This window comes from Streptomyces sp. 3MP-14 (assembly GCF_006334905.2).
Classification (GTDB): Bacteria; Actinomycetota; Actinomycetes; order Streptomycetales; family Streptomycetaceae; genus Streptomyces; species Streptomyces triticirhizae.
Genome location: NZ_VDLZ02000002.1, coordinates 457,490 through 479,961, shown reverse-complemented (window position 1 = coordinate 479,961; position 22,472 = coordinate 457,490). Strand labels below are relative to the sequence as shown.

The following is a 22,472-nucleotide window of genomic DNA, read 5'->3' as shown; positions in this document are numbered from 1 at the left end:
GGTTCGAATCCCCCGCCTTGTCTTGACCGTTGGGTCTTCCTACGGCGGGACAGCGTAGCGCCATGTGATCTTCCGTCGAGTGGCCGGTTCTCGTTAGGGCGGGTGGGACGGGCAGTATGGGACGGTGACCCTTATCGATCAGATGCCGCAGAACAGTGACCCCGACGCGCTCTTCGACACGTTCTCGTCGTGGGCGAGCGAGCGGGGGATCACCCTCTACCCCGCCCAGGAGGAGGCGCTGATCGAGGTGGTGTCGGGGTCCAACGTGATCCTCTCGACGCCGACGGGCTCGGGGAAGTCGCTGGTGGCGGCTGGGGCGCACTTCGCGGCGCTGGCGAGGGACGAGGTGACCTTCTACACCGCGCCGATCAAGGCGCTGGTGTCGGAGAAGTTCTTCGAGCTGTGCAAGCTGTTCGGGACCGAGAACGTCGGGATGCTCACCGGGGACGCCTCGGTGAACCCGGACGCCCCGGTGATCTGCTGCACCGCCGAGGTGCTGGCGTCGATCGCGCTGCGCGACGGGGAGCGGGCGGACGTCGGCCAGGTGGTGATGGACGAGTTCCACTTCTATGCGGAGCCGGACCGGGGGTGGGCCTGGCAGATTCCGCTGCTGGAGCTGCCGCAGGCGCAGTTCGTGCTGATGTCGGCGACGCTCGGCGACATGACGCGCTTCGAGGAGGACCTGACGCGTCGTACCGGACGGGCGACCGCCGTGGTCCGCTCGGCGACCCGGCCGGTGCCGCTCAGCTACGAGTACCGCACGACGGGCATGACGGAGACGCTGACGGAGCTGTTGGAGACCCGTCAGGCGCCGGTGTACATCGTGCACTTCACGCAGGCGCAGGCGGTGGAGCGGGCGCAGGCGTTGATGAGCATCAACATGTGCAGCCGGGCGGAGAAGGACGAGATCGCCGCGCTGATCGGGAACTTCCGTTTCACCACGCGGTTTGGTCGGAACCTGTCGCGCTATGTCCGGCACGGCATCGGGGTGCATCACGCGGGGATGCTGCCCAAGTACCGACGGCTGGTGGAGAAGCTGGCGCAGGCCGGGCTGTTGAAGGTGATCTGCGGCACGGACACGCTGGGCGTCGGCGTCAACGTGCCGATCAGGACGGTGCTGTTCACCGCGCTCACCAAGTACGACGGGAACCGGGTGCGGGTGCTGCGGGCGCGGGAGTTCCACCAGATCGCGGGGCGGGCGGGCCGGGCCGGCTTCGACACCTCGGGGCTGGTGGTGGCGCAGGCGCCGGAGCATGTGGTGGAGAACGAGAAGGCCCTGGCGAAGGCCGGCGACGATCCGAAGAAGCGCCGCAAGGTGGTGCGGAAGAAGGCGCCGGAGGGCTTCGTCAACTGGAGCCAGCAGACGTTCGAGAAGCTGATCGCGGCCGATCCGGAGCCTTTGACCTCCCGCTTCCGGGTGACGCACGCGATGCTGCTGTCGGTGATCGCCCGGCCGGGCGATCCCTTCGCGGCGATGCGGCGGCTGTTGGAGGACAACCACGAGCCGCGCCGGCAGCAGCTGCGGCTGATCCGGCGGGCCATCGCGATCTACCGCTCGCTGCTCGACGGCGGCGTCGTGGAGCGGCTGCCGGAGCCGGACGCGCAGGGGCGCACGGTGCGGCTGACGGTGGACCTCCAGGCGGACTTCGCGCTCAACCAGCCGCTGTCGACGTTCGCGCTGGCGGCGTTCGAACTGCTTGATCCCGAGTCTCCCTCCTATGCGTTGGACATGGTCTCGGTGGTCGAGGCCACGCTGGACGACCCCCGGCAGATCCTGGCGGCCCAGCAGAACAAGGCGCGGGGCGAGGCCGTGGCCGCGATGAAGGCCGAGGGGATCGAGTACGAGGAGCGGATGGAGCGGCTGATGGACATCAGCTATCCGCGTCCGCTGGACGAGCTGCTCTTCCACGCCTTCGGGCTGTACCGCAGGAGCCACCCGTGGGTGGGCGACCACCCGCTCTCCCCCAAGTCGGTCGTCCGGGACATGTACGAACGGGCGTTGACCTTCACCGAGTTCGTCTCGCTGTACGAGCTGGCCCGGACCGAGGGCATCGTGCTGCGGTATCTGGCCAGCGCCTACAAGGCGTTGGAGCACACCGTGCCGGACGACCTGAAGTCGGAGGACTTCCAGGACATCACGGCCTGGCTGGGCGAGATGGTGCGTCAGGTGGACTCCAGTCTGTTGGACGAGTGGGAGCAGCTGGCCAATCCGGAGACGGAGGACGCCGAACAGGCCCAGGAGCGGGCGGATCAGGTGCGGCCGGTGACGACCAACGCGCGGGCGTTCCGGGTGCTGGTGCGCAACGCGATGTTCCGCAGGGTGGAGCTGGCGGCGCTGGACCGCTTCGGGGAGTTGGGCGAGCTGGACGGCGAGGACGGCTGGGACGCGGAGGCGTGGCGCGCCGCGATGGACGGCTACTGGGCGGAGTACGACGAGTTGGGCACCGGTCCCGACGCGCGGGGGCCACGGCTGCTGCGGATCGAGGAGCACCCGGAGGACGGGCTGTGGCGGGTGCGGCAGACCTTCGCCGATCCGTCCGGCGACCACGACTGGGGCATCTCGGCCGAGGTGGACCTGACCGCCTCGGACGCCGAGGGGCGCGCGGTGCTCAAGGTGACGGACGTGGGCCAGCTGTGAGCAGGGGCAGCGGCCGCCGTCTGGCGAGGCGCAGCGCGGCGGCCAGCTGCTGGCGGTACCAGCCCGACTCGTCCGGCTCCTGCGCCGTCAACAGGCGCCGCACCGTGCGCCAGGGGCCGGCCGCGAGCCCGGCCGCCACCAGGGGCGGCCGCAGCCGGCAGAGAGCGGCGCGCTCGGCGGGGTCGGGCACCGACTCCCGCAGCGCGCCGAGCGGGAGCACGGCGGCAGGCACGGCCGCCGCCTCCCACGGGCCGGCCGCCTGCCCGACGAGGAGGCCGGTGCGCCGGGCCCGCCAGCGGCGGGGCCGCCAGTCCTGCCCCTGACGGAGCGTGTGCCGCAGCCCCTCGGGCAGGGCGCCGGTCAGCAGCGCGGGGCGGCGCCTGGCCAGGGCCAGCAGCTCCACGGGGGGATAGCGCCAGGCGATCACGCCGTGCTCGGTGAGGAGGAACTCGCAGGGGCTGAAGCAACCGCCCTTCGCCAGGCGGGAGAAGCGGGCCGTGCTGATGCCCAGCAGCTCGGCGCCGACCGAGGCGCCGACCGGGCGGTGCGGGAACCGCCGCCCCAGCGAGGGCCGGTGCGGCACCCGCCGCGCCCGGGGCGGGCCGCCGCGCTCCCTTCGGCCAGGGCGGGACACGGACGGTGCGGCGAGGCCGGGCGCGGAGCGCCACGGGCGGTGGCGGATCAGCTGGGCCCTGGCACGGCCGAGGGCCAGGGCGGCCGGGCCCGGCGGAACGCGGGTGATGCGGGGATGGTCCGGCAGGCGGGGCAGGACGGGGGCCCGCGCCCCGCGCGGGGCGGCGGCCGCGCGCCCTCGGAGGCCGCCGGCGGCGCGCCCTCGTGGACCGACCGTCAGCGTCGCGCGGCCGGTGACCGTGGGCCGCGCTGGCCAGGGCAGGGGCGAGACGCCGGTGCCGTGCGCGGTCGGCGCCGGCCGGGGGCGGTGCCCCCGAGCCAGGGCCGGGGTGGTGGGCTCGATCAGGGAGAAACTCTGCGGATACATGGCTACCTCCAGCACGCAGTGCTAACTGTCAGTAGCCACTCTAGACACAGCCGCGCTCGATCGGCAACCCTCCGTAGTCAATTCCTCACGACGGGTTCGCGGCCGAGCGTCAGAGGGCCTCCCTGGCCGTCAGGCCCATGTGCTCACCGACCTTGTTGACCAGCAGCGTCATCTCGTAACCGACCTGCCCCACGTCGGCGTCGGGCCCGGTGAGGACGCACAGACAGCTGCCGTCGCCGGCGGAGGTCACGAAGAGCACCCCGTCGTCGAACTCGATCATCGTCTGGCGCACGTCGCCGACGCCGAAGTGGTCCCCCACGCCCTTGGCCAGGCTGTGGAGGCCGGAGGCGACGGCGGCCAGGTGCTCGGCGCTGCTGCGCCGCAGGCCCCGGCTGACCGAGGTCACCAGTCCGTCGCTCGACAGAAGCAGGACGTGCCTGACCCGAGGTAGCCGCTGCGCCAGGTCGTCCAGCAGCCAGTCGAGCGTGGTGCTCAGTGCCATCCCCAGCTCCCCCTTCTCGTAAGGCGACCGCGGTGTCAGCCTTCCCCAGCAAGCGGTTGTGGGCAACCGTTTGGGCCACACCGCTATGCGGAAGGGACCGTACCGTTTCCGTTTCTCGACCGGCGCGGCGGGTGCCCCGCCGAGCCGCGGGAGGCAAGGAGGGAAACGGCTTCGGAGCCCTGGCCACGCGGCCAGGGCCCTGCGACAACAACGACGGGGACACGTCTCGGCCCGGCCGAGACTCCGCGAAACTCCCGCGCGAACACGGCCGAACATCGGCGGTAAAACGTCCGGGAATCGTCGAGGGACCGACGGGACCGACGGGCCGGACGGGACCGGCGGGGGCTGACAGGACCGCGAGCGAACGGCGCCGCCGGCCGGAGCGCGCCGGCGCCCCAGCGGAGACCTAGCGGCCCAGCTCCTTGCGGCCCACCCGCCGCAGCCGGGTGCGCTGCGAGGAGTCCAGCAGGAAATAGGCGCCGACCGGAATCCCGACCATCACCAGCAGGGCGATCCAGAAGCTGGTCAGCCACCAGAGCACCACCCCGACGCCCAGCGCGCCGAGCGCGACCTTCGCACCACGAGACATGGTCCGCACCTCCTCGCCAAGGCGGAGGTCGCCCCGGCACTTCGTCAACGTCTCTCCAGTGTCCACCGTTCCGCGCGAAGGTGTACCGGGGGTCGCACGCGCCGTTCGATCGGCGTGCGCGACCCCCGGTACGGCGCTCGGGTCGGCGTCAGCGCCCCGCGCGGCGCTCGGCGCGCAGCTCCGCGCCGATGCCGTGCATGTGCGTGAGCGCCTGCCGGTAGGAGTCGACCAGGCCCGTCTCCGCGTAGGAGACGTCGATCGACCGGCAGTAGTCGCGGACCAGCGGCTGGGCGCGGCGCAGGTTCACCCGGGGCATGTTCGGGAAGAGGTGGTGCTCGATCTGGTAGTTGAGCCCGCCCATCATCCAGTCGGTGAGCAGCCCGCCGCGCACGTTCCGCGAGGTCAGCACCTGGCGGCGCAGGTGGCCCCAGCGCACGTCGGGGTCGGGCATCTCCATGCCCTTGTGGTTGGGCGCGAAGACGGCGCCCAGGTGCAGGCCGAAGAGCGCGTGGTGCACCAGCGCGAAGACCAGGGCCTTGCCCAGGCTCATGGTGCTCAGCAGCAGCGCGGCATAGGCCACGACATGGACGACCATCAGCGCGCACTCGGTGGCACGGGCCCGGCCCCGGCCCTCCCAGCCGTCGCCGGCGGCCAGCATCCGCGCGCTGGCGACCTTCAGCGCGATGCCTTCGAGCAGCAGCAGCGGGAAGAAGAGCCGGGCCTGGTTGCGGGTGAGCCAGCGGGCGAAGCCGGTGCGCTTCTCGGCCTGCCCCTCGGTCCAGACGAGGACGCCCTCGCCGACGTCGGGGTCCTTGTCGACGTGGTTGGGGTTGGCGTGGTGCCGGTTGTGCTTGTCGTTCCACCAGGCCGAACTCATGCCGAGCAGCAGGTTGCCGTGGATCAGCCCGAGTGCCCGGTTCACCTTGCGGCTGCTGGCGATCTGGGAGTGGCCCGCGTCGTGCCCGAAGAACGCGGTGCGCGTGGTGAACAGCGCCATGGGAACGGCGAGCAGCACGGTCCACCACGAGTTGCCCGCCAGCAGCACGGCGGCGACCACCGCCGCCAGGGCCACGGCGTTGGCGCCGAGGTGGACGGCGTACCAACCCAGGCGCCGGTCCAGGAGCCGCTGCTCCTTGATCAGCCGCGACAGCGGCGTGAACTCGCCCGCGTCGGGCGTGGCCGACGGGGTGGCGGCGCGCGGCGGGGGGATGACGGCGGTGGGCTGTGCTGCCATGGGAACTCCGGTATGAGGAAACGATGGTGCCCCCACCCTAGGGGGCGCTCACGTTGGGTGACCATGGCAGCAACCCCCCGGTGGGGGTGTACCCAGTGCCACCATGGGCGGCGTATCGGCCCCGCTTTGCGCCTTTTTGGCGCCCTCGTCACCGCGCGTTCCCATCGGCGGCGTCGCACGGCCGGGATTCTCCGCGGAGGCGTTTCCGGTCGGGCGGTCCGGTGGAGTACCCTCGGCCGTCGCCCGCCGGCTAGTCAAACTTGAAGACACATCCGAGGAGTGCCTGTGTCAGCGAGCCCGCCCTCCCCGTCGCAGGTCGCCGCCCTCCTCGGTCTCGCCGCCACCGTGCTGCCCGCCGATCCGCCCCGGCTCTCCCGGGTCGCGTTCTGGGACCCGGGCGGCTCGGCGCCCGGGATGGCCGGGCTGTCCGGGGTGGCCGGGCTGTCCGAGGAGGAGCTGACGGTGGTGCTGCCCGGGGCCGACGGCGCCGTCGGGCCGGTCACCGTGCGGACCGCCGTGCTGCCGGTCGCCGCCGCGCTGCCGGTGCTCACCCGGGCGCGGGCCGCCCGCCACGCGGCGCCGGCCGCGCGGTACTGGGGCGCGGCCGCCGTGCTGGCGCTGCAACTGGCGGCCAGGGGGCGGCTGTTGCCCGGGGTGACGGCCGGTGAGCACGACGCCTGGCGGCTGGGGCCGCTGGACGCGGCCGACGCCGAGCGGCTGCGCGAGCTGGCCGAGGCCATGCCGCCGCACGCCCACGCGGTGCCGCTGCCCGAGCCGGACGCCGCGGGCGGGCCGCTGCTGCCGCGCCCCGCCGAGCTGTTGCGCGCGTTCCTGGACGCGGTCGCCGACGGCCTGCCGCGCACGCCGGCCGCCGCGCTGGCCGCCGGCTCCCCCGCGTTCGCGGCCGGGGAGCCGGTGCGGGTGCCCGAGCGGCGGGCCTGGGCGAACGAGGTCGCGGCGGGGCACGACGCGGGCGTCGGGCTCTCGCTGCGGATGGAGCTGCTGGAGCCGCCGACCGGTGACGGCGGGAACGCCAGGTTCCGCGCGGTGCTCCAGGCGCACAGCCTGGCCGACCCCGGCGTGGTGGTGGACGCGGCGGCGCTGTGGTCGGACGAGGGGCCCGGCGCCGAGCACTTCGGGCCCGGCGCGCGGCGGGACGCGCTGCTCACGCTGCGGCGGGCCGTCGCCGCGTGGGAGCCGCTCTCCCCGCTGCTGACCGCCGCCGTTCCCGACGCGGTGGAGTTGGCGGACGACGAGGTGGCGCAGCTGCTGGGCGAGGCGGCCAACCGGGCGCTGGAGGGCGCGGGCGTGCCGGTGCACTGGCCGCGCGACGTGGTGCGCGGGCTGACGGCGGAGGCCGAGATCGGCCAGGACGAGGGGCCGGCTCGCGGCGCTGCGCCCGGGCTGCTGAGCCCGGGCGCGCTGCTGGCGTTCCGGTGGCGGTTCGCGGTGGGCGATGTGCCGCTGAGCCGCGCCGAGTTGGACCGGCTGGCGGAGGCCGGGCGGCCGCTGGTGCGGCTGCGCGAGAGGTGGGTGCTGCTCGATCCCGAGGCGTTGGCCCGCGTCCGGCGGCGGCAGGACACGAAGGTGACGGTGGGCCAGGCGCTCAACGCGGTGCTGACCGGCGACACCGAGGTGGGCGGGGAACGGGTCGCGGCGCGGGCCACCGGCTGGCTGGCCGAGCTGCGCGAGCGGCTGGCCGATCCGGAGCGCGCCGCCGCCGAGCCCGTCGCGCCGCCGCCCGAACTGCGCGCCACGCTGCGCGACTACCAGCGGCACGGCCTGGACTGGCTGCACCGGATGACGTCGCTCGGCCTGGGCGCCTGTCTGGCCGACGACATGGGGCTGGGCAAGACCGTCACGCTGATCGCGTTGCATCTGCACCGGCAGCGCGCGCCCGCGACGGCGGGGCCGACGCTGGTGGTGGCGCCCGCCTCGCTGCTGGGCAACTGGCAGCGGGAGATCGGGGCCTTCGCGCCGGGCACCCCGGTGCGGCGCTTCCACGGCAGCGAACGGGAGCTGTCCGAACTGGCGCCGGGCGCCTTCGTGTTGACCACCTACGGCACGATGCGACGGGACGCGGCGCGGCTGGCCGAGGTGGAGTGGTCGCTGCTGGTGGCGGACGAGGCGCAGCAGGTGAAGAACGCGTTCTCGGCCACCGCCAGGGAGCTGCGCACCATCCCGGCCGGAGCCCGGGTGGCGCTGACCGGCACGCCGGTGGAGAACAACCTCTCCGAGCTGTGGGCGATCCTGGACTGGGCGACGCCGGGGCTGCTGGGCTCGCTGCCCGCGTTCCGCCGGCGGTTCGCCGACGCCGCCGAGGACGGCGGGGACCCGGCGGCGACCGAGCGGCTGGCCCGGCTGGTGCGGCCGTTCCTGCTGCGCCGCCGGAAGTCGGACCCCGGGATCGCGCCCGAGCTGCCGCCCAAGACCGAGACCGACCGGGCGGTCCCGCTCACGCCCGAACAGGCGGGCCTGTACGAGGCGGTGGTCCGGGAGGGGCTGGCCGAGGTGGCCGGCAGCTCCGGGGTGGCGCGGCGGGGCATGGTGGTCAGGCTGCTCACCTCGCTCAAGCAGATCTGCAACCACCCCGCGCAGTACCTGAAGGAGGAACGGCCCCGGCTGGCGGGGCGTTCCGGGAAGCTGGAGGCGTTCGAGGAGCTGGTGGACGCCATCGTGGCGGGCGGCTCCAGCGTGCTGGTGTTCACCCAGTATGTGCGGATGGCCCGGCTGTTGGAGGCCCGGCTGGCCGAACGAGGCGTGGCCAGCCTGCTGTTGCACGGCGGAACGCCGGTGGCGCGCCGGGAGGAGCTGGTGCGGCGGTTCTCCGAGGGCGAGGCGCCGGTCTTCCTGCTGTCGCTGCGGGCGGCGGGCACCGGGCTCAACCTCACCAGGGCGGATCATGTGGTGCACTTCGACCGCTGGTGGAACCCGGCCGTGGAGGCGCAGGCCACCGACCGGGCGTACCGGATCGGCCAGGACCGGCCCGTTCAGGTGCACCGGCTGATCGCCGAGGGCACGGTCGAGGACCGGATCGCGGCGCTGCTGCGGCGCAAGCAGGCGCTGGCCGACGCGGTGCTCGGGGGCGGGGAGGCCGCGTTGACGGAGTTGAGCGACGCGGAGCTGGCCGAGTTGGTGACCCTGCGCCGGGAGCCGGCGGGGCCGGCGGACGCGCGCGACGGGTCGCGAGGGAGCGGTCGATGAGCGAGGACGGTCGTGCGATGGGCGAGGACGCCGAGGTGGTGCTGGCGCCGCTGCCGCCGGCGCGGGGCCGGAGCTTCGCCGACACCTGGTGGGGCCGGGCCTGGCTGAGCGCGCTGGAGGACGGCGCGTTGGACGGCGAGGGGCTGCGGCGGGGCCGGCGGCACGCGCGGGCCGGCGCGGTCGGCGCGGTCTCGGTGCGGCCGGGCCGGCTGACGTCGGTGGTGCGGACCACGGGCGGCGACGCGCGGCGGGCCGACGTGCTGCTGCGCCCGCTGAGTGAGGCGGAGTGGGACCGGCTGGTGGGCATGGCGGCGCGGGAGGCCGGCCATCTGGCGGCGCTGCTGGACGCCGAGCTGCCGCCCGCGCTGGTCGCGGACGCGGCGGCGGCCGGCGTCGAACTGCTGCCGGGCATGGGCGAGTTGGAGCCGACCTGCGAGTGCGGCGAGTGGGATCACTGCGCGCACACGGCCGCGCTGTGCTACCAGACGGCGCGGCTGTTGGACGCCGATCCCTTTCTGCTGCTGTTGCTGCGCGGGCTGGGGCGGGCGGAGCTGCTGGCGCGGCTGCGGCGGCGGAGCACCGCGCCGGCGCGGGCGGCGGGGCCGGTCGGCGTTCCGGCGGCCGAGGTCTACGCCGGGGCCGGCTCGGCGGCGCCGGAGCTGCCGGCGCCGCCGCCGGCCGTGGCCCACCCCGGGCCCGTGCCGGGCCTGGTCCCGGACGACCGGGGCGAACTGGACGTCGCCGCGCTGGAGTTCCTGGCCGCCGACGCGGCGCGCCGGGCCTGCCGGCTGCTGGCCGAGGCGCTGGCGCCGGGCCACGAGCGGCGGCCGGTCGGCGCGGAGCCCTGGGCGGGGACGGGGAGTGGGGGCGGCGAGAACGGGCGCGAGACGGCCGCCGCAGGGGCGGAGCGGGAACGCGGGGCCGGCTCCACGCCGGCGCGGGACGCCCTGTGGCGGGACGCCGTGCGGCTGGCGGCTGGCGGCGATCCGCCGGCCTCGGTGGCCCGGCGGCTGGCCGCCGGGTGTGAACGGACCGGCGTCGAGCTGGCGTTGGCGGTGCGCGCCTGGCGCGTGGGCGGCGCGCCGGCGCTCGCCGTGCTGGAGGCGCCGGGCGCGCGCGCGGACCCGCGCGCCCTGGAGGAGGTGGCGCGCGCCTTCGGTGAGTGGGGCGAAGGGTCCCCGCCGCGTGCCCGGGGCAATGTCTGGACGGTGCGCGGCGCCGGGGTGCAGCTGCGCTATGGCAACGGCCGGTGGTGGCCGTACCGGCGGGAGCGGGGCCGCTGGTGGCCGGCGGGTCCCGCCGAGTCCGACCCGGCCACGGCGCTGGCCGCCGCCCGGGAGGAGTCCCGAACGGCGGCCGGTGCGCCGGGTGTCGGGCCTCAGGCCAGCGACTCGAAGACGGCGTAGTAGCCGCCGGACTGGCCGGCGGCCGTCGGGTGGTAGGAGTCGCCCACCGGCACGGTGACGCTGTGCAGCCACTCGTCGGCCGAGCAGATCTCGTGACCGGTGAAGGCGGTGCGGACGTCGCCGTAGGTGAAGCCGTGGGCGGCGGCGCGGTCGCCGGTGACGGCGCTGAGGTTGTCGGCGGCGCCGTTGATGGCGGCCCGCGACTCCTCGCTGATGCCGAGGGCGCAGCCGCCGTCCAGCTCGTACATGCGCGGGTAACCGAGCACCACCACCTGCGCGTTGGGGGCGGCGGCGCTGATCGCGTCGTAGGCGGAGTCCAGCCGTCCGGGCAGGGTGTCGGCGATGTAGGCGTTGGCCTCGGCGACGGCGGCCAGGCAGGCGTCGGTGCCCTGGAGCACGCAGGTCTGCATGGTGTCGGCGAAGCCCGCGTCGTTGCCGCCGACGCTGACGCTGACCAGGGTGGTCGAGGCGCTCAACGGACCGAGCTGCTCGTTGATCACGTCCGTGGTCACCGCCCCCGAGCAGGCGGTGAACGCGAACGAGGCGGGGCCGTTGGCGTCGGCCCACAGCTCCGGGTAGGCGACGGTGCTGCGGCGGCAGTCGCCGCTGGCGTCGTCGTAGGAGCCGGCGCCGACGCCGGAGGAGTAGGAGTCGCCGAGGGCCACGTACTCGGCGGCGGCGGCGGTGGGGTCCGCCTGGGCCGTGGTGGGGGTGAGAGCGGTGACGCCGAGCGCGGCGGCCACGGTGGCGACCGTGGCCAGAAGACGGCGTGCGTGCATGGAACCTCCCGGGTGTTCCGTGGGGGGACGGGTGGTGCCCCAGGGCTTACCCCGCCCAAATCGTGTCCATGCCAAGCGACTTGGCGGGACGCCCTGCCCAACGAGCGGCGGCGAGCGGGGGCAACGCGCACGGGCGGGCGGAGGAGGCGGCGGGCGGGCGCGCCGCAGCACAGGACCACAGGAAGCGCTTACCAAGCGGGGGTTGTCGAAGCCCCGGTCGCCGTTCTAGCGTCTTCCAACAGCAGGGAACACATCTCAACAACGCGGCCGTCACCAGGGTCGCGAACGCAAGGAGACTCATGCGGAATCGGCCCGAGGACGCTCCTCTCCCGTACTACGAGGACCCCTCCCCCGGGTTCGGCGACCTCCCGCCGCGCGCCTGGTACCCCGCCTCCGACGCGGCCCGGCTCCCCCTCGACGGCACCTGGGACTTCCGGCTGAGCGAGACCGCCGAGGGCGGCGACGTCGCGTTCACCTCCGACGCCTTCACGCCCGAACCCGACGCCGGCTGGGGCCCGTTGACCGTGCCGGGGCACTGGGTGCTCCAGGGCCACGGCGCGCCCGCCTACACCAACGTCCGCTACCCCTTCCCCGTCGACCCGCCCCGGGTGCCGACCGAGAACCCGACCGGCGACCACCGCCGGGTCTTCGACCTGCCCGACGACTGGCCCGAGGACGGCGAGGCGGTGCTGCGCTTCGACGGCGTGGAGTCCTGCGCCCGGGTCTGGCTCAACGGGCGGGAGCTGGGCGTCTTCCAGGGCAGCCGGCTGCCGCACGAGTTCGCCGTCGGTCACCTGCTGCGCCGCTCCGGAAACGTGCTGGCGGTGCGCGTCCACCAGTGGTCGGCCGGCAGCTACCTGGAGGACCAGGACATGTGGTGGCTGCCCGGGATCTTCCGGGAGGTCACCCTGCTGCACCGGCCGCCGGGCGCGGTCGAGGACCACTTCGTGCACGCCGGCTTCGACCACACCACGGGCGAGGGCGTGTTGCGCGTCGACTCCTCGCCGGCCGGGCGGGTGCTGGTGCCCGAGCTGGGCGTGGACGTCGCCACCGGCGATGAGGTGCGGGTGCCGGTCGAACCGTGGACGGCGGAGACGCCCAGGCTCTACGCGGGCGAGCTGGTCACGGCCGGGGAACGCGTTCCGCTGCGGATCGGGTTCCGCACGGTGGTCGTCGAGGACGGGCTGTTCCGGGTCAACGGCCGCCGGGTGCTGTTCCGTGGCGTCAACCGGCACGAGTTCCACCCCGAGCGCGGCCGGGCCCTGGACCAGGCCACCATGCGCGAGGACATCCTGTTGATGAAGCGGCACAACATCAACGCCGTGCGCACCAGCCACTATCCGCCGCACCCGGCGTTCCTCCGGCTCTGCGACGAGCTGGGCCTGTGGGTCATCGACGAGTGCGACCTGGAGACCCACGGCTTCTGCGACTTCGAGGACTGGCGCGGCAACCCGGTGGCCGACGAGCGGTTCACCCCGGCGCTGGTGGACCGGGCCCGGCGGATGGTGGAGCGGGACAAGAACCACCCGGCCGTGGTGATCTGGTCGCTGGGCAACGAGTGCGGCGCCGGCGACGGCCTGTCCGCGATGGCGCGCTGGATACGCGAGCGGGACCCGGAGCGCGCGGTCCACTACGAGAACGACCCGACCTGCCGGGACAGCGACTTCTACTCCCGGATGTACGCCCCGCACGCCGAGGTCGAGGCGATCGGCCGCCGCGCCGAGGAGCCCCTGGCGGACCCCGAACTGGACGCGCGCCGGCGCTCGTTGCCGTTCATCCTGTGCGAGTACGCGCACGCGATGGGCAACGGGCCGGGCGGGCTCGCCGAGTACCAGCGGCTGTTCCGGGAGCACGAGCGCTGCCAGGGCGGCTTCGTCTGGGAGTGGATCGACCACGGCTTCCCGAAGACCACCCCCGAGGGCGTGCCGTACTTCGGCTACGGCGGCGACTTCGGCGAGGAGCTGCACGACGGGAACTTCGTCTGCGACGGGCTGCTCTTCCCCGACCGCACGCCCTCGCCGGGGCTGCTGGAGTTCCGCAAGGTCATCGAGCCGGTGCTGATGGCGGCCGACCGCGCCGCCGGGGTGCTGGAGGTCACCAACGACCAGGACTTCGCCGACACCTCGGGGCTCGCCTTCGAGTGGGCCTACGAGGTGGCGGGCGAGCCCGTCGCCGGCGGGCCGCTGACCGTGCCGCCGCTGGGCCCCGGCGCGACGGCCCGGGTGCCGCTGCCGAGCCGCCCTGGCACCGACCGGCCAGGCGCCGGGGTGTGGACGTTCCGCGCGCTGCTGGCCGACGACACCCCGTGGGCGCCGCGCGGCCATCTGGTCGCCTGGGCCCAACTGGCCACGGACGAGCGGGCGGTGGAGCCGGCACCGCCGGCGTCGGGTGCGGCGCCGGTCCGGAGCGACGACGGGATCGCGCTGGGCCCCGGGCGCTTCGACGCGGTGAGCGGCGCGCTGCTGCGGCTGGGCGACCTCGCCGTGCCGCACGCGCCCCGGCTCGACGTGTGGCGCGCCCCCACGGACAACGACCTGGGCGCCTCCTGGCAGGACGACGAGCGGCACGGCCAGTCCTGGCGGGCGTTGGGCCTGGACCGGATGCGCCACCGGCTGGACGGCGTCGAGCTGACCGACGACGGCCTGGTCGTGCGCGCCCGGGTGGCGCCGGCGGCGGCCGAGGTGGGCCTGGCCACCACCTACCACTGGCGGGCGCTGGACGACGCGTTGCTGCTGTCGGTCACCGTGCTGCCCGAGGGCCCCTGGCGCACCACGCTGCCGAAGGTGGGGCTGCGGCTGGGGCTGCCGGCCGCCTATGGGGCGGTGACCTGGTTCGGCGGCGGCCCGGGCGAGGCGTATCCGGACACCCGGCAGGCGGCGGCGCTCGGCCGCTACCGGGCCGACGTGGACGCGCTCCAGACGCCGTATGTGCGGCCGCAGGAGAACGGCGCCAGGGCCGACGTCCGGTGGGCCGAGCTGGCGGCGGACGTGGGGCCGGCGCTGCGGGTGACCGCCGTGGACGAGCCGTTCTTCCTGACGGCCCGCCGGTGGACGCCCGAGCACCTGGACGCGGCCGAGCACACCAGCGACCTGGTGCCGTCCGACACCGTGTGGGTGCACCTGGACCACGCCCAGCACGGCATCGGCAGCCAGTCCTGCGGACCGGGCCCGCTGGCCCAGTACCACCTGCGGCCCCGGGAGTTCCGCTTCGCGCTGCGGCTGGCCGCGCGCTGAACCGGCCCCGTCTCCCCGGGCATCCGGCCGTCCGGTGCCCGGGGAGACGGGCTTCAGGGCTTGACGCCGACCCCGGCGTAGCCGGCGAGGCGGGCCAGCTCGGGCGAGTCGGGCACCGGGGCGTCCGGACGCCAGAGGTGCGGCTGGACGACCCCGGGTTCGAGCAGCTCGAAGCCGTCGAAGAACGCCTCGACGGCGCTCCTGCCGCGCGGCGTGACGTTGGCCGTCGAGTTCCGGTAGACCTCGCGGACCCTGCGCACGTCCTCGGCGCTGTGGAAGTCGCTGGTGGCGTGGCTGAGCACCAGGCAGCTGCCGGGCGCCAGCCGGGAGGTCAACGCGTGGATCATCTCCGTCGGTCGGGCCTCGTCGTCGATGAAGTGCAGGATGGCGACCAGCATCAGCGCCACCGGCTGGTCGAAGTCGATCAGGTCCCGGATCACCGGGTTCTCCATGAGCGCCTCGGGGTCATGCAGGTCGCCCAGCACGAACCCGGCGTTGCCCTCGGCCGTCAGCTTGGCCCCCGCGTAGACGCTGACGATGGGGTCGTTGTCCACGTAGGCGACGCGGGCGGTCGGGTCGACCTCCCTGGCCACCTGGTGGGTGTTGGGGGTGGTCGGGATGCCGGTGCCGACGTCCACGAACTGCCGGATGCCGCGCTCGGCGACGACCCGGACCGCCCGGTGGAGGAAGGCCCGGTTCTCCCGGGCGGCCAGCCTGACGTCGGGGGCGACGCTGAGCACCCGCTCGGCGGCGATCCGGTCGACCTCGTAGTTGTCCTGGCCACCGAGGTAGTAGTCGTACATCCGCGCCGGATGCGGACGACTGGTGTCTATCTGCTCGGCGTCGAATCCCTCTGTGGTCACCCAATGCTCCGTTCTCTGCCTGGCGTCCACCCCGCGCGGGGTGGCGCCGCCGTCATGTCGCGGTGCCCGCGCCCCCCGCGCGCGGGCACCGCGACGACTCGCTTCCGTCCGGTGAGGTCACACGTCCGGTGCGGTCACACCAGGAGGTAGTCGGCCTCGCCCGACTTCACGCCCTCGATGAAGGTCGCCATCTCGTGCAGGGAGCAGATCAGCGCCGGCCCCTCGGGGTCGGTCGACTGACGCAGCGCCACCCGGCCGTCCGTCAGCCGCATGGCCTCCACGCAGCTGCCTCCGTTCCCGCCGCTCCATGGCTTCTGCCAGCCCTCGGTGCCCAGGTGGGCTGCCGGCATCCCGTTGTAGATGCGATCCATCGTTCAGATCTCCTTGCGAATTCCACTGAGGATGGCCTCAGTGCGGTGCACTGGCGCGGCCTGCGCGCACATCCGGTCCAGCGCCTCCCGGAACGCCGAGACATCGTCGCGCTGGTCGAAGTACGCGGCGCCGACCAGGTTCTCCGCGCAGGCGATGTCGGACAGTTCGGGCACGGGGAACCGGAAGAGGTGGAACGGCCCGTACATGGCCGGGTGCGGGCCCGCCGAGAACGGCATGATCTGGAGCCGGATGTTCGGCGAGGCGGCGGCCTCGATCAGCCGGGTGATCTGGCCGCGCATCACGTTGGGGTGGCCGATGGGCCGGCGGAGCACGGTCTCGTCCATCACGATCCACAGCAGCGGCGGTTGCGGCCGGCCGAGGATGTCCTGGCGGGCCAGCCGCAGCGCCACCAGCCGCTCGATCTCGGTCGCGGGGGCGTGCGGCATCCCGGAGCGGAGCACGGTGGTGGCGTAGGCCTCGGTCTGCAACAGGCCGGGGACATAGTGCGGTTCATAGGCGCGGATCTGGTCGGCCTCGGCCTCCAGGCTCACGAAGGCGCTGAACCACTCGGGCAGCACATCGCGGTAACGGTGCCACCAGCCGGGCCGGTTGGCCTCGCGGACCAGGGCGAGGAAGGTGTCGATCTCCTCCTGCTCGCTGACCCCGTAGATCCGCAACAGCTTCTCGATATAGGGGACCTTGAGCCCGACCTGGGCCTTCTCCATCCGTCTGATGGTGGCGTGCGTGACGTCCAGCGCCCGCCCCGCCTCCTCGAAGGAGAGCCCCGCCGCCTCCCTGAGGTCCTGGAGGCGGCGGCCCAACACCACCCGCAACGCGGTGGCGGCCCCACTGGTCTGCCCGCCGGCCACTAACCCACCCCACCAACTGCCGTCATGGGCAAGGAGTCTGCCATGCCATCAGCCCGAACAACAGACTGAAAGAACCGGATCTGTAATTTGCAGGATGCCTCTTGCCGGATGCGAGGGACAACCCGCACAGTAGTGCCGTGGCTTCCTCCTCGCGCGTCGAACCCCTGGTGCGACAGAACGGCTCAGCGCCGCCGAGCGGGTGTCTGCGCTTCCGCCTGCCGGCGGTGCCGACATCGGCGGCCGAGGCACGTCGACTCACCCGGCAGCAGCTCGCGGAGTGGCGCACGCCCAGTGACGCCAACGACAGCGCCCAGCTGGTGATCTCCGAGCTGGTCACCAACGCGCTGCGGCACACGGACAGCGACAGCGTGGGCTGTGAGGTCCGGCTGCTGGGCTCGCTGCTGCGGGTCGCCGTGGCCAGCGAGGGCGCGGGGCCGCGCAGCGCGCCGAAGAACGCCGGCGAGGAGGACGAGGGCGGCCGGGGCCTGCTGCTGGTCTGCTCCCTCGCCCAGGTCTGGGGCGTCCGCCCGCAGGACGCCGGCGCCGGCCACGTCGTGTGGGCCGACCTGCCGCTGAGCGGCTCCGACCGCTGACCCCGACTCAGGGGCGCGCCACGCCCGTTGACCCCGGCTCCTCCCCCGTCGCCTCGGGCTCTGGCCCGCCGCGTGCGGGACGGGATCGGGCCGTCGCCATCGCGCGGAACGCGCCGGCGGCCGGCAGCGCGACGACCAGGGCCGCGAGCCCCAGGCCCAGCGTGAGGGCGTAGCCCCAGCGCGGGCCGTGCGCGTCCAGCACCGGGCCGGCCGCCAGCCCGCCGGCGGCCCGGCCGAGCGCGGTGGCGGTGGAGAGCCAGGTCATGCTCTCGGTCAACGCCGAGGCGGCGACGCCCTCCCGCACCAGGCTGTAGCCGGCGATGGTCATGGGCGCGACCAGCAGCCCGGAGAACAGCGAGAAGACGCCGAGCACCGCCACCGACGGCATCGCGCCCAGCGGCGCCATCCCCGCGACCACCAGCAGCAGCGCGACCCGCAGCCGCCGGTCCACGGGCGCGGCGAAGGCGTGCGTCCCGTACCAGAGCCCGCCGACCGCGCTGCCCACGGCGAACGCGGCGAGCACCGGGCCGATCATCCAGGCGTCGCCGTGGGTCTCGACGAAGGCCATGGTGGTCAACTCCCAGGCGGCGAACATGGCCGAGGAGCACACCCAGACCGCGCACAACGCGCGCAGCCCCGGGTTCGCGAGCGCGCCGCCGTCACCGGGGGCGCGCGGCGCGACGGGCGGCTCGGTGGCGCGCTGCCCGGCCATCAGCAGGCTCCCGGCCAGCCCGAGCGCGGCGACCACCAGCACGCCGAGCGCCGGATGCCAGAGCACCACCCCGGCGACCACCAGCGGCCCGACGACATAGAGCAGTTCCTCGGTGACCGACTCCCAGGAGTAGGCGGCGCCCAGCAGCCGCCCCGAGCCCTCGTCGCGCAGCAGATGGCTCCAGCGGGCGCGGGCCAGCGCGCTGAGCGGCGGGCGGGTGGCACCGAAGGCGGCCCCGGCCAAGAGCAGCACGGCGGTCGGCGCCCCGGCCCGCGCGGCCGCCACGAGCAGGACGCCGGAGAGCGCGAAGACCGTGGCGACCAGGGTCAGGACCCGGCGCTGGCCCCGGCGGTCCACGGCCCGGCCGACGCGGGGGACCAGCAGGGCGTAGGCCAGCGCGCCGGCCGCCGAAACGGCGCCCGCCGTGGCATAACTGCCCGTGACATGGGTCACCAGAAGCACCACGGCGAGGTGGAGCGTGGCGCCGGGGAACCGGCCCACGAGGCTCGCGGCGACGAAGCGCCCGGCGCCGGGAAGCCGCAGGATCTCGGCGTAGGAGCGCAGGCCGGAGGAGTTCGCCATGGGGCGGCATGATGCCCGTCACAGCCGACGGGGGCAGCCGAATTACCGTGCGGGCGGCGGGGTTTCGGCCGGGGAACCTCGGCATTCCGGAACTCGTTACTTTACCGTTCCATTACCATTGGCGAAGCCGCGACGGCACGCCGCGCGGAAGCCCGTCATGCCGCGCGCAGGAAGACCGGAGGAAGAGTGGACGTCTCGTTGACCGTGTGGGTGCTCACCGTGGTGGTGTTGTGCGCCCTGATCGCCGTGGACTTCTTCTTTGGACGCAAACCACACGAGGTCTCCATGAAGGAGGCCACCGTGTGGACGGTGTTCTGGGTGGTGTTGGCGATCCTCTTCGGGATCGGTCTTGCCGTGTTCGAGGGTGGCACGCCGTCGAGCGAGTTCTTCGCCGGCTATGTCACCGAGAAGTCGCTGAGCGTGGACAACCTCTTCGTCTTCGTGCTGATCATGACCAAGTTCGCCGTCCCGGCGCAGTACCAGTCCCGGGTGCTGATGGTGGGCGTGCTGATCGCACTGCTGCTGCGGGCCGGGTTCATCGCCGCCGGCGCCGCGCTGATCGCGAACTTCTCCTGGGTCTTCTACATCTTCGGCGCGTTCCTGATCTGGACCGCCTGGAAGTTGATCAAGGAGGCCCGCTCCAAGGACGAGGGCGAGGAGTACGAGGAGAACCGCTTCCTGAAGATGGTGGAGCGGCGTTTTCCCGCCACCGACCGCTACCACGGCACCAAGATGGTGATCCGGGAGAACGGCCGCCGGCTGATCACGCCGATGCTGATCGTGATGCTGGCCATCGGCAGCACCGACATTCTCTTCGCGCTGGACTCCATTCCCGCGATCTACGGGCTGACCGAGGAGCCCTACATCGTCTTCACGGCCAACGCGTTCGCGCTGATGGGCCTGCGCCAGCTGTACTTCCTGATCGGCGGGCTGCTGGAGAAGCTGGTGCACCTCTCCTACGGCCTGTCGGTGATCCTCGGCTTCATCGGCGTGAAGCTGGTGCTCCACGCGCTCCACGAGAACGGGGTGCACACGCCGGAGATCAGCACCGCGTTCTCGCTGAGCGTCATCTGCGGCGTGCTGATCGTCACCACCATCACCAGCCTGTACGCCAGCCGCGAGGAGCGCGCCGCCGCCCGGGCCGCGAAGGAGAACGGGTCGGAGGGCGCGGACGAGGAGTCGGCGGAGTCCGCCGAGCACCGCTCCTGACCTCGCCTCCGGTACCGTGACCCGAACGCCGCCGCCGGAACCCGGCGGCGGCCTCGGGCGTTTACCTGGCGTGGGACTCCGCGCACCAACGGTGGACAGGAGGCAGCTCATGGGGACGGGGCCCTCGGGTCAGGAGGAGCCGCAGGGCGGTGACGACGCCCCACGCGAGGAGGACTGGGAGAACCTGGTCCTGGACGAGAGCTTCATACGCGAGGCCGAGGTCCGGGAGCCGACGGCGCGCACGCGGATGCTGCGCGAGCGGTGGAAGGACGGCGGGCCCGCCCCCCAGCCCTGGCGCTCGGACGAGCCGCCGGCGGGCTGGGTGCACGGCTCGGGCCGCCGGGGCGGCTCGCGCAAGCGCGGCGACAAGCCGCGCAAGCGCCGCTGGTTCCGGCGCAAGGGCAAGAACGACGACAGCTGATCGAGGCCGGGCGGGGTCACCACGGTGGCGCCGCCCGACGCCCCGGCCCGTTCCGTCCGACGCCCCGGCCCGTTCCGTACCGGTTGTCGCCGGTCGAGGTCCCCGTTCCCGGTTGAGAGTCCCGTTCCCGGAGTCGCCATGTCCACCGGCCGCCCGCCGACGTTCGCCGCGCTCGACACCGGGGCCCCCGCCGGGGGCGCCGGGGCCACGCTGCTGCTGGTGCACGGGTGGGGCGGCGACCGGCACGAGTGGGACGCGGTGGCGGCGGCGCTCGCCGACCGGCACCGGCTGCTGGCCCCCGACCTGCCGGGCCATGGCGCCACCCGCGCCCGCCCGGGTCGGCACACGCCCCGGCTGGTCGCGGCCGACCTCGCGGCCTGGCTCGACGCCGGGTCGGTGGGCCCGGTGGTCGCGGTCGGGCACTCCATGGGCGGGCAGGTGGTCGCGGCGCTCGCCGTGGACCACCCCGAGCTGACGCGGGCCACGGTGACGGTGGCCACCGGCTTCGGCGGCACCGCGACGCTCGACCAACTCCGTTCCGAGCAGGCCGCTTTGGAGCGGGAGGGCGCGGCCTGGGCGGCCCGCTTCGCCGACCGGGCCAGCGGCCCGGCGACCCCGCCCGAGGTGACCGAGCGGCACCGCCGGCTGCTGGCGGCGGCCGATCCGGCGGTGCTGGCCGCCTACCGGGAGGCGATGTATCTGGCGCCGGACGCCTTCGGGCGGCGGCCGGCCGCCGAGGCGTTCCTGCGCGGGCGGCGCTGCCCGGCGCTGGCGCTGCACACGAGCGCCGAGGCCGCCGCCTGGGAGGCCGCGCTGCCCGGGCATCCGCTCTCGACCCAGCTGACCTGGCCCGACTGCGGCCACTACGTCCACGAGGAGCGGCCGGCCGAGGTGGCGGCCCTGATCGAGGGCTGGTGTCGCCGGGTGGCGGCGGTCGGCTAGCCTGGCGTCATGCCGTCGACGTTCCGCAACCGGGTCATCTCCCCGCCGATCGCCCGCTGAGGGCACGGCTCGCGCGTCATTCCCACCGGCCGCCGCATCCGGCCGCCGGCTCTCCTGAGTGTGCCCTCCTACCGGTCCCTCGTCGGATTCACCATGGAGCAGGACACCTCACCCATGACGTCTTTCTTCGCATCTTCTCGTTCCTCTGGTTCCTCTGGTTCCTCCGCACGTTCCCTTGAGGCCGCCGGCCGCTCCGGCGGCGCGGGGCTCCCCCGTTCCACCCGTGCCGCTCGGGCGGGGCGGCGGCCGCGCGGCGGGGCCTGGCTGGTGCTCGCGGCCGCCGGGCTGTGGGGCACCACCGGGACCACGGCCAGCCTGGCGCCCGAGGGCGCGTCGGCCCTGTCCATCGGCGCCGCCACCATGGGCATCGGCGGGCTGCTCACCCTGGCGCTCGCCGGCCGCTCGGTCCGGCCGGTGCTCCAACGGGCCACGCTGGGCTGGGCGTTGGCCGGCGCCGCCGCCGTCGTCTGCTACCCGCTGGCGTTCTACACCGCGATGGCCTGGGCCGGCGTTGCCGTGGGCACCGTGGTGAGCGTCGGTTCGGCGCCGGTCTTCGCCGCGCTGCTGGAACGGTGCTGTGAGGGGTTGTCCCTCAGCCGCCGCTGGTGGGGCGCGACGCTCGCCGCGGGACTCGGCTGCGTTCTCCTCACGCTGGCCGGCGACGGCGGCACCCCCTCGGGCCAACGGCCGGCCGCCGGCGTGGCGTTGGGCGTGCTGGCGGGCGTCGCCTACGCCGGATACACCTACTGCGCCTCCCGGGTGATCCGGCGCGGGCACCCGGCGCGGGCCACCATGGGGGCGCTCTTCGGGCTGGGCGCGCTGGTGCTGCTGCCGGTGCTGGCCGTCACCGGGGGCCCGTTGCTCGGCTCGGCGCGCGGCCTGGCGGTGGTCGGCTACCTGGCCGTGGTGCCGATGTGCCTGGCCTATCTGCTCTTCGGCGCGGGGCTGGTGCGGGTGCGGACGAGCGCGGCGACGACGTTGAGCCTGTTCGAGCCGCTGGTGGCCGCCGTGCTGGCGGTGCTGGTGGTCGACGAACGGCTCGACGCGTGGGGCTGGTTCGGGGTGGCGCTGGTCGCCCTCGGGCTGACCGCGCTCACCGCGCGGGGGTCGGTGGGCCCCCGCCGCTGACGCCGGCGGGGGAGCCTTCCGAAGGCGGTGGCCGGCCGAGGCTTCGGGTCACGACCGGCCACCGCTTTCCCCTGGGACGGGGCACCCAGAGGGTCCAGTGCCTCCGCCGACGTGCCGCTCCTCGCCGGCGGAGCCT

General features: G+C 74.2%; 18 protein-coding genes. 9 read left to right on the top strand and 9 right to left on the bottom strand.

The genetic code is table 11. The annotated features are described in order from the left end of the window. Positions 1–124 precede the first annotated feature (124 nt). Positions 125–2,638 carry a DEAD/DEAH box helicase gene (locus FH609_RS04550; RefSeq protein ID WP_139670642.1) on the top strand — a complete coding sequence of 838 codons (2,514 nt, stop codon included), beginning with the start codon at positions 125–127 and terminating at the stop codon, positions 2,636–2,638. Here the strand turns inward: FH609_RS04550 and FH609_RS30835 are convergent. The 4 genes from FH609_RS30835 to FH609_RS04530 all read right to left on the bottom strand — a co-directional run bounded on the left by FH609_RS30835 (position 2,610) and on the right by FH609_RS04530 (position 5,963). Beyond that, positions 2,610–3,638: a DUF6397 family protein gene (locus FH609_RS30835; RefSeq protein WP_193318002.1), complete on the bottom strand. Its 1,029-nt coding sequence runs from the start codon at positions 3,636–3,638 to the stop codon at positions 2,610–2,612. The genes FH609_RS04550 and FH609_RS30835 overlap by 29 nt on opposite strands. 109 nt (positions 3,639–3,747) lie before the next feature. Beyond that, positions 3,748–4,140: a roadblock/LC7 domain-containing protein gene (locus FH609_RS04540; protein WP_139670640.1), complete on the bottom strand. Its 393-nt coding sequence runs from the start codon at positions 4,138–4,140 to the stop codon at positions 3,748–3,750. Positions 4,141–4,546: 406 nt separating this feature from the next. Beyond that, positions 4,547–4,729, bottom strand: a complete 183-nt coding sequence (locus FH609_RS04535) for a hypothetical protein (protein WP_139670638.1) — start codon at positions 4,727–4,729, stop codon at positions 4,547–4,549. Between the two features lie 148 nt (positions 4,730–4,877). Next, on the bottom strand, positions 4,878–5,963 hold the full coding sequence (locus FH609_RS04530; protein WP_139670636.1) for a fatty acid desaturase family protein: 1,086 nt from the start codon (positions 5,961–5,963) through the stop codon (positions 4,878–4,880). A 285-nt stretch (positions 5,964–6,248) separates the two neighbouring features. Between FH609_RS04530 and FH609_RS04525 the strand changes: the two genes are divergently transcribed. After that, positions 6,249–9,167 (top strand): DEAD/DEAH box helicase, encoded by a 2,919-nt coding sequence (locus FH609_RS04525; protein WP_139670634.1) that lies wholly within the window; start codon positions 6,249–6,251, stop codon positions 9,165–9,167. Next, a complete protein-coding gene (locus FH609_RS04520; protein WP_139670632.1) occupies positions 9,164–10,573 on the top strand; it encodes an SWF or SNF family helicase in 1,410 nt (469 codons plus the stop codon). Before FH609_RS04525 ends, FH609_RS04520 begins: the two co-directional genes overlap by 4 nt. Here FH609_RS04520 and FH609_RS04515 read toward each other — a convergent pair. Beyond that, positions 10,546–11,352 (bottom strand): SGNH/GDSL hydrolase family protein, encoded by an 807-nt coding sequence (locus FH609_RS04515; RefSeq protein ID WP_139670630.1) that lies wholly within the window; start codon positions 11,350–11,352, stop codon positions 10,546–10,548. The two genes, FH609_RS04520 and FH609_RS04515, sit on opposite strands and share 28 nt — an antisense overlap. A 299-nt stretch (positions 11,353–11,651) precedes the next feature. Between FH609_RS04515 and FH609_RS04510 the strand changes: the two genes are divergently transcribed. Beyond that, the gene (locus tag FH609_RS04510) at positions 11,652–14,585 is read left to right on the top strand and encodes a glycoside hydrolase family 2 TIM barrel-domain containing protein (RefSeq protein ID WP_139670628.1); all 2,934 of its coding nucleotides are present in this window, start codon (positions 11,652–11,654) and stop codon (positions 14,583–14,585) included. Between the two features lie 53 nt (positions 14,586–14,638). Here FH609_RS04510 and FH609_RS04505 read toward each other — a convergent pair whose 3' ends face one another. From FH609_RS04505 to FH609_RS04495, 3 genes are all read right to left on the bottom strand, one after another. Then, positions 14,639–15,448, bottom strand: coding sequence for an SAM-dependent methyltransferase (locus tag FH609_RS04505; protein ID WP_139670625.1), 810 nt, complete (start codon positions 15,446–15,448; stop codon positions 14,639–14,641). Positions 15,449–15,582: 134 nt separating this feature from the next. Then, a complete protein-coding gene (locus tag FH609_RS04500; RefSeq protein WP_122185429.1) occupies positions 15,583–15,819 on the bottom strand; it encodes a DUF397 domain-containing protein in 237 nt (78 codons plus the stop codon). A gap of 3 nt (positions 15,820–15,822) precedes the next feature. Continuing rightward, on the bottom strand, positions 15,823–16,647 hold the full coding sequence (locus tag FH609_RS04495; protein ID WP_405379066.1) for a helix-turn-helix domain-containing protein: 825 nt from the start codon (positions 16,645–16,647) through the stop codon (positions 15,823–15,825). A gap of 179 nt (positions 16,648–16,826) precedes the next feature. Here FH609_RS04495 and FH609_RS04490 point away from each other — a divergent pair, with 179 nt between their 5' ends. After that, positions 16,827–17,282 (top strand): ATP-binding protein, encoded by a 456-nt coding sequence (locus FH609_RS04490; protein WP_226961392.1) that lies wholly within the window; start codon positions 16,827–16,829, stop codon positions 17,280–17,282. Positions 17,283–17,289: 7 nt separating this feature from the next. Here FH609_RS04490 and FH609_RS04485 read toward each other — a convergent pair whose 3' ends face one another. Then, on the bottom strand, positions 17,290–18,576 hold the full coding sequence (locus tag FH609_RS04485; RefSeq protein ID WP_139670621.1) for an MFS transporter: 1,287 nt from the start codon (positions 18,574–18,576) through the stop codon (positions 17,290–17,292). A 186-nt stretch (positions 18,577–18,762) separates the two neighbouring features. On the opposite strand from FH609_RS04485, the gene FH609_RS04480 reads away from it, so the two are divergent. From FH609_RS04480 to FH609_RS04465, 4 genes are all read left to right on the top strand, one after another. Beyond that, on the top strand, positions 18,763–19,785 hold the full coding sequence (locus tag FH609_RS04480; RefSeq protein ID WP_139670619.1) for a TerC family protein: 1,023 nt from the start codon (positions 18,763–18,765) through the stop codon (positions 19,783–19,785). A 109-nt stretch (positions 19,786–19,894) separates the two neighbouring features. Next, entirely contained in the window at positions 19,895–20,206 is a 312-nt protein-coding gene (locus FH609_RS04475; protein ID WP_226961391.1) for a hypothetical protein, read from the top strand. A gap of 138 nt (positions 20,207–20,344) precedes the next feature. Continuing rightward, entirely contained in the window at positions 20,345–21,148 is an 804-nt protein-coding gene (locus tag FH609_RS04470) for an alpha/beta fold hydrolase (RefSeq protein ID WP_139670617.1), read from the top strand. A gap of 327 nt (positions 21,149–21,475) precedes the next feature. Further along, the gene (locus FH609_RS04465; RefSeq protein ID WP_264372780.1) at positions 21,476–22,336 is read left to right on the top strand and encodes a DMT family transporter; all 861 of its coding nucleotides are present in this window, start codon (positions 21,476–21,478) and stop codon (positions 22,334–22,336) included. The last annotated feature ends 136 nt before the right edge of the window (positions 22,337–22,472 follow it).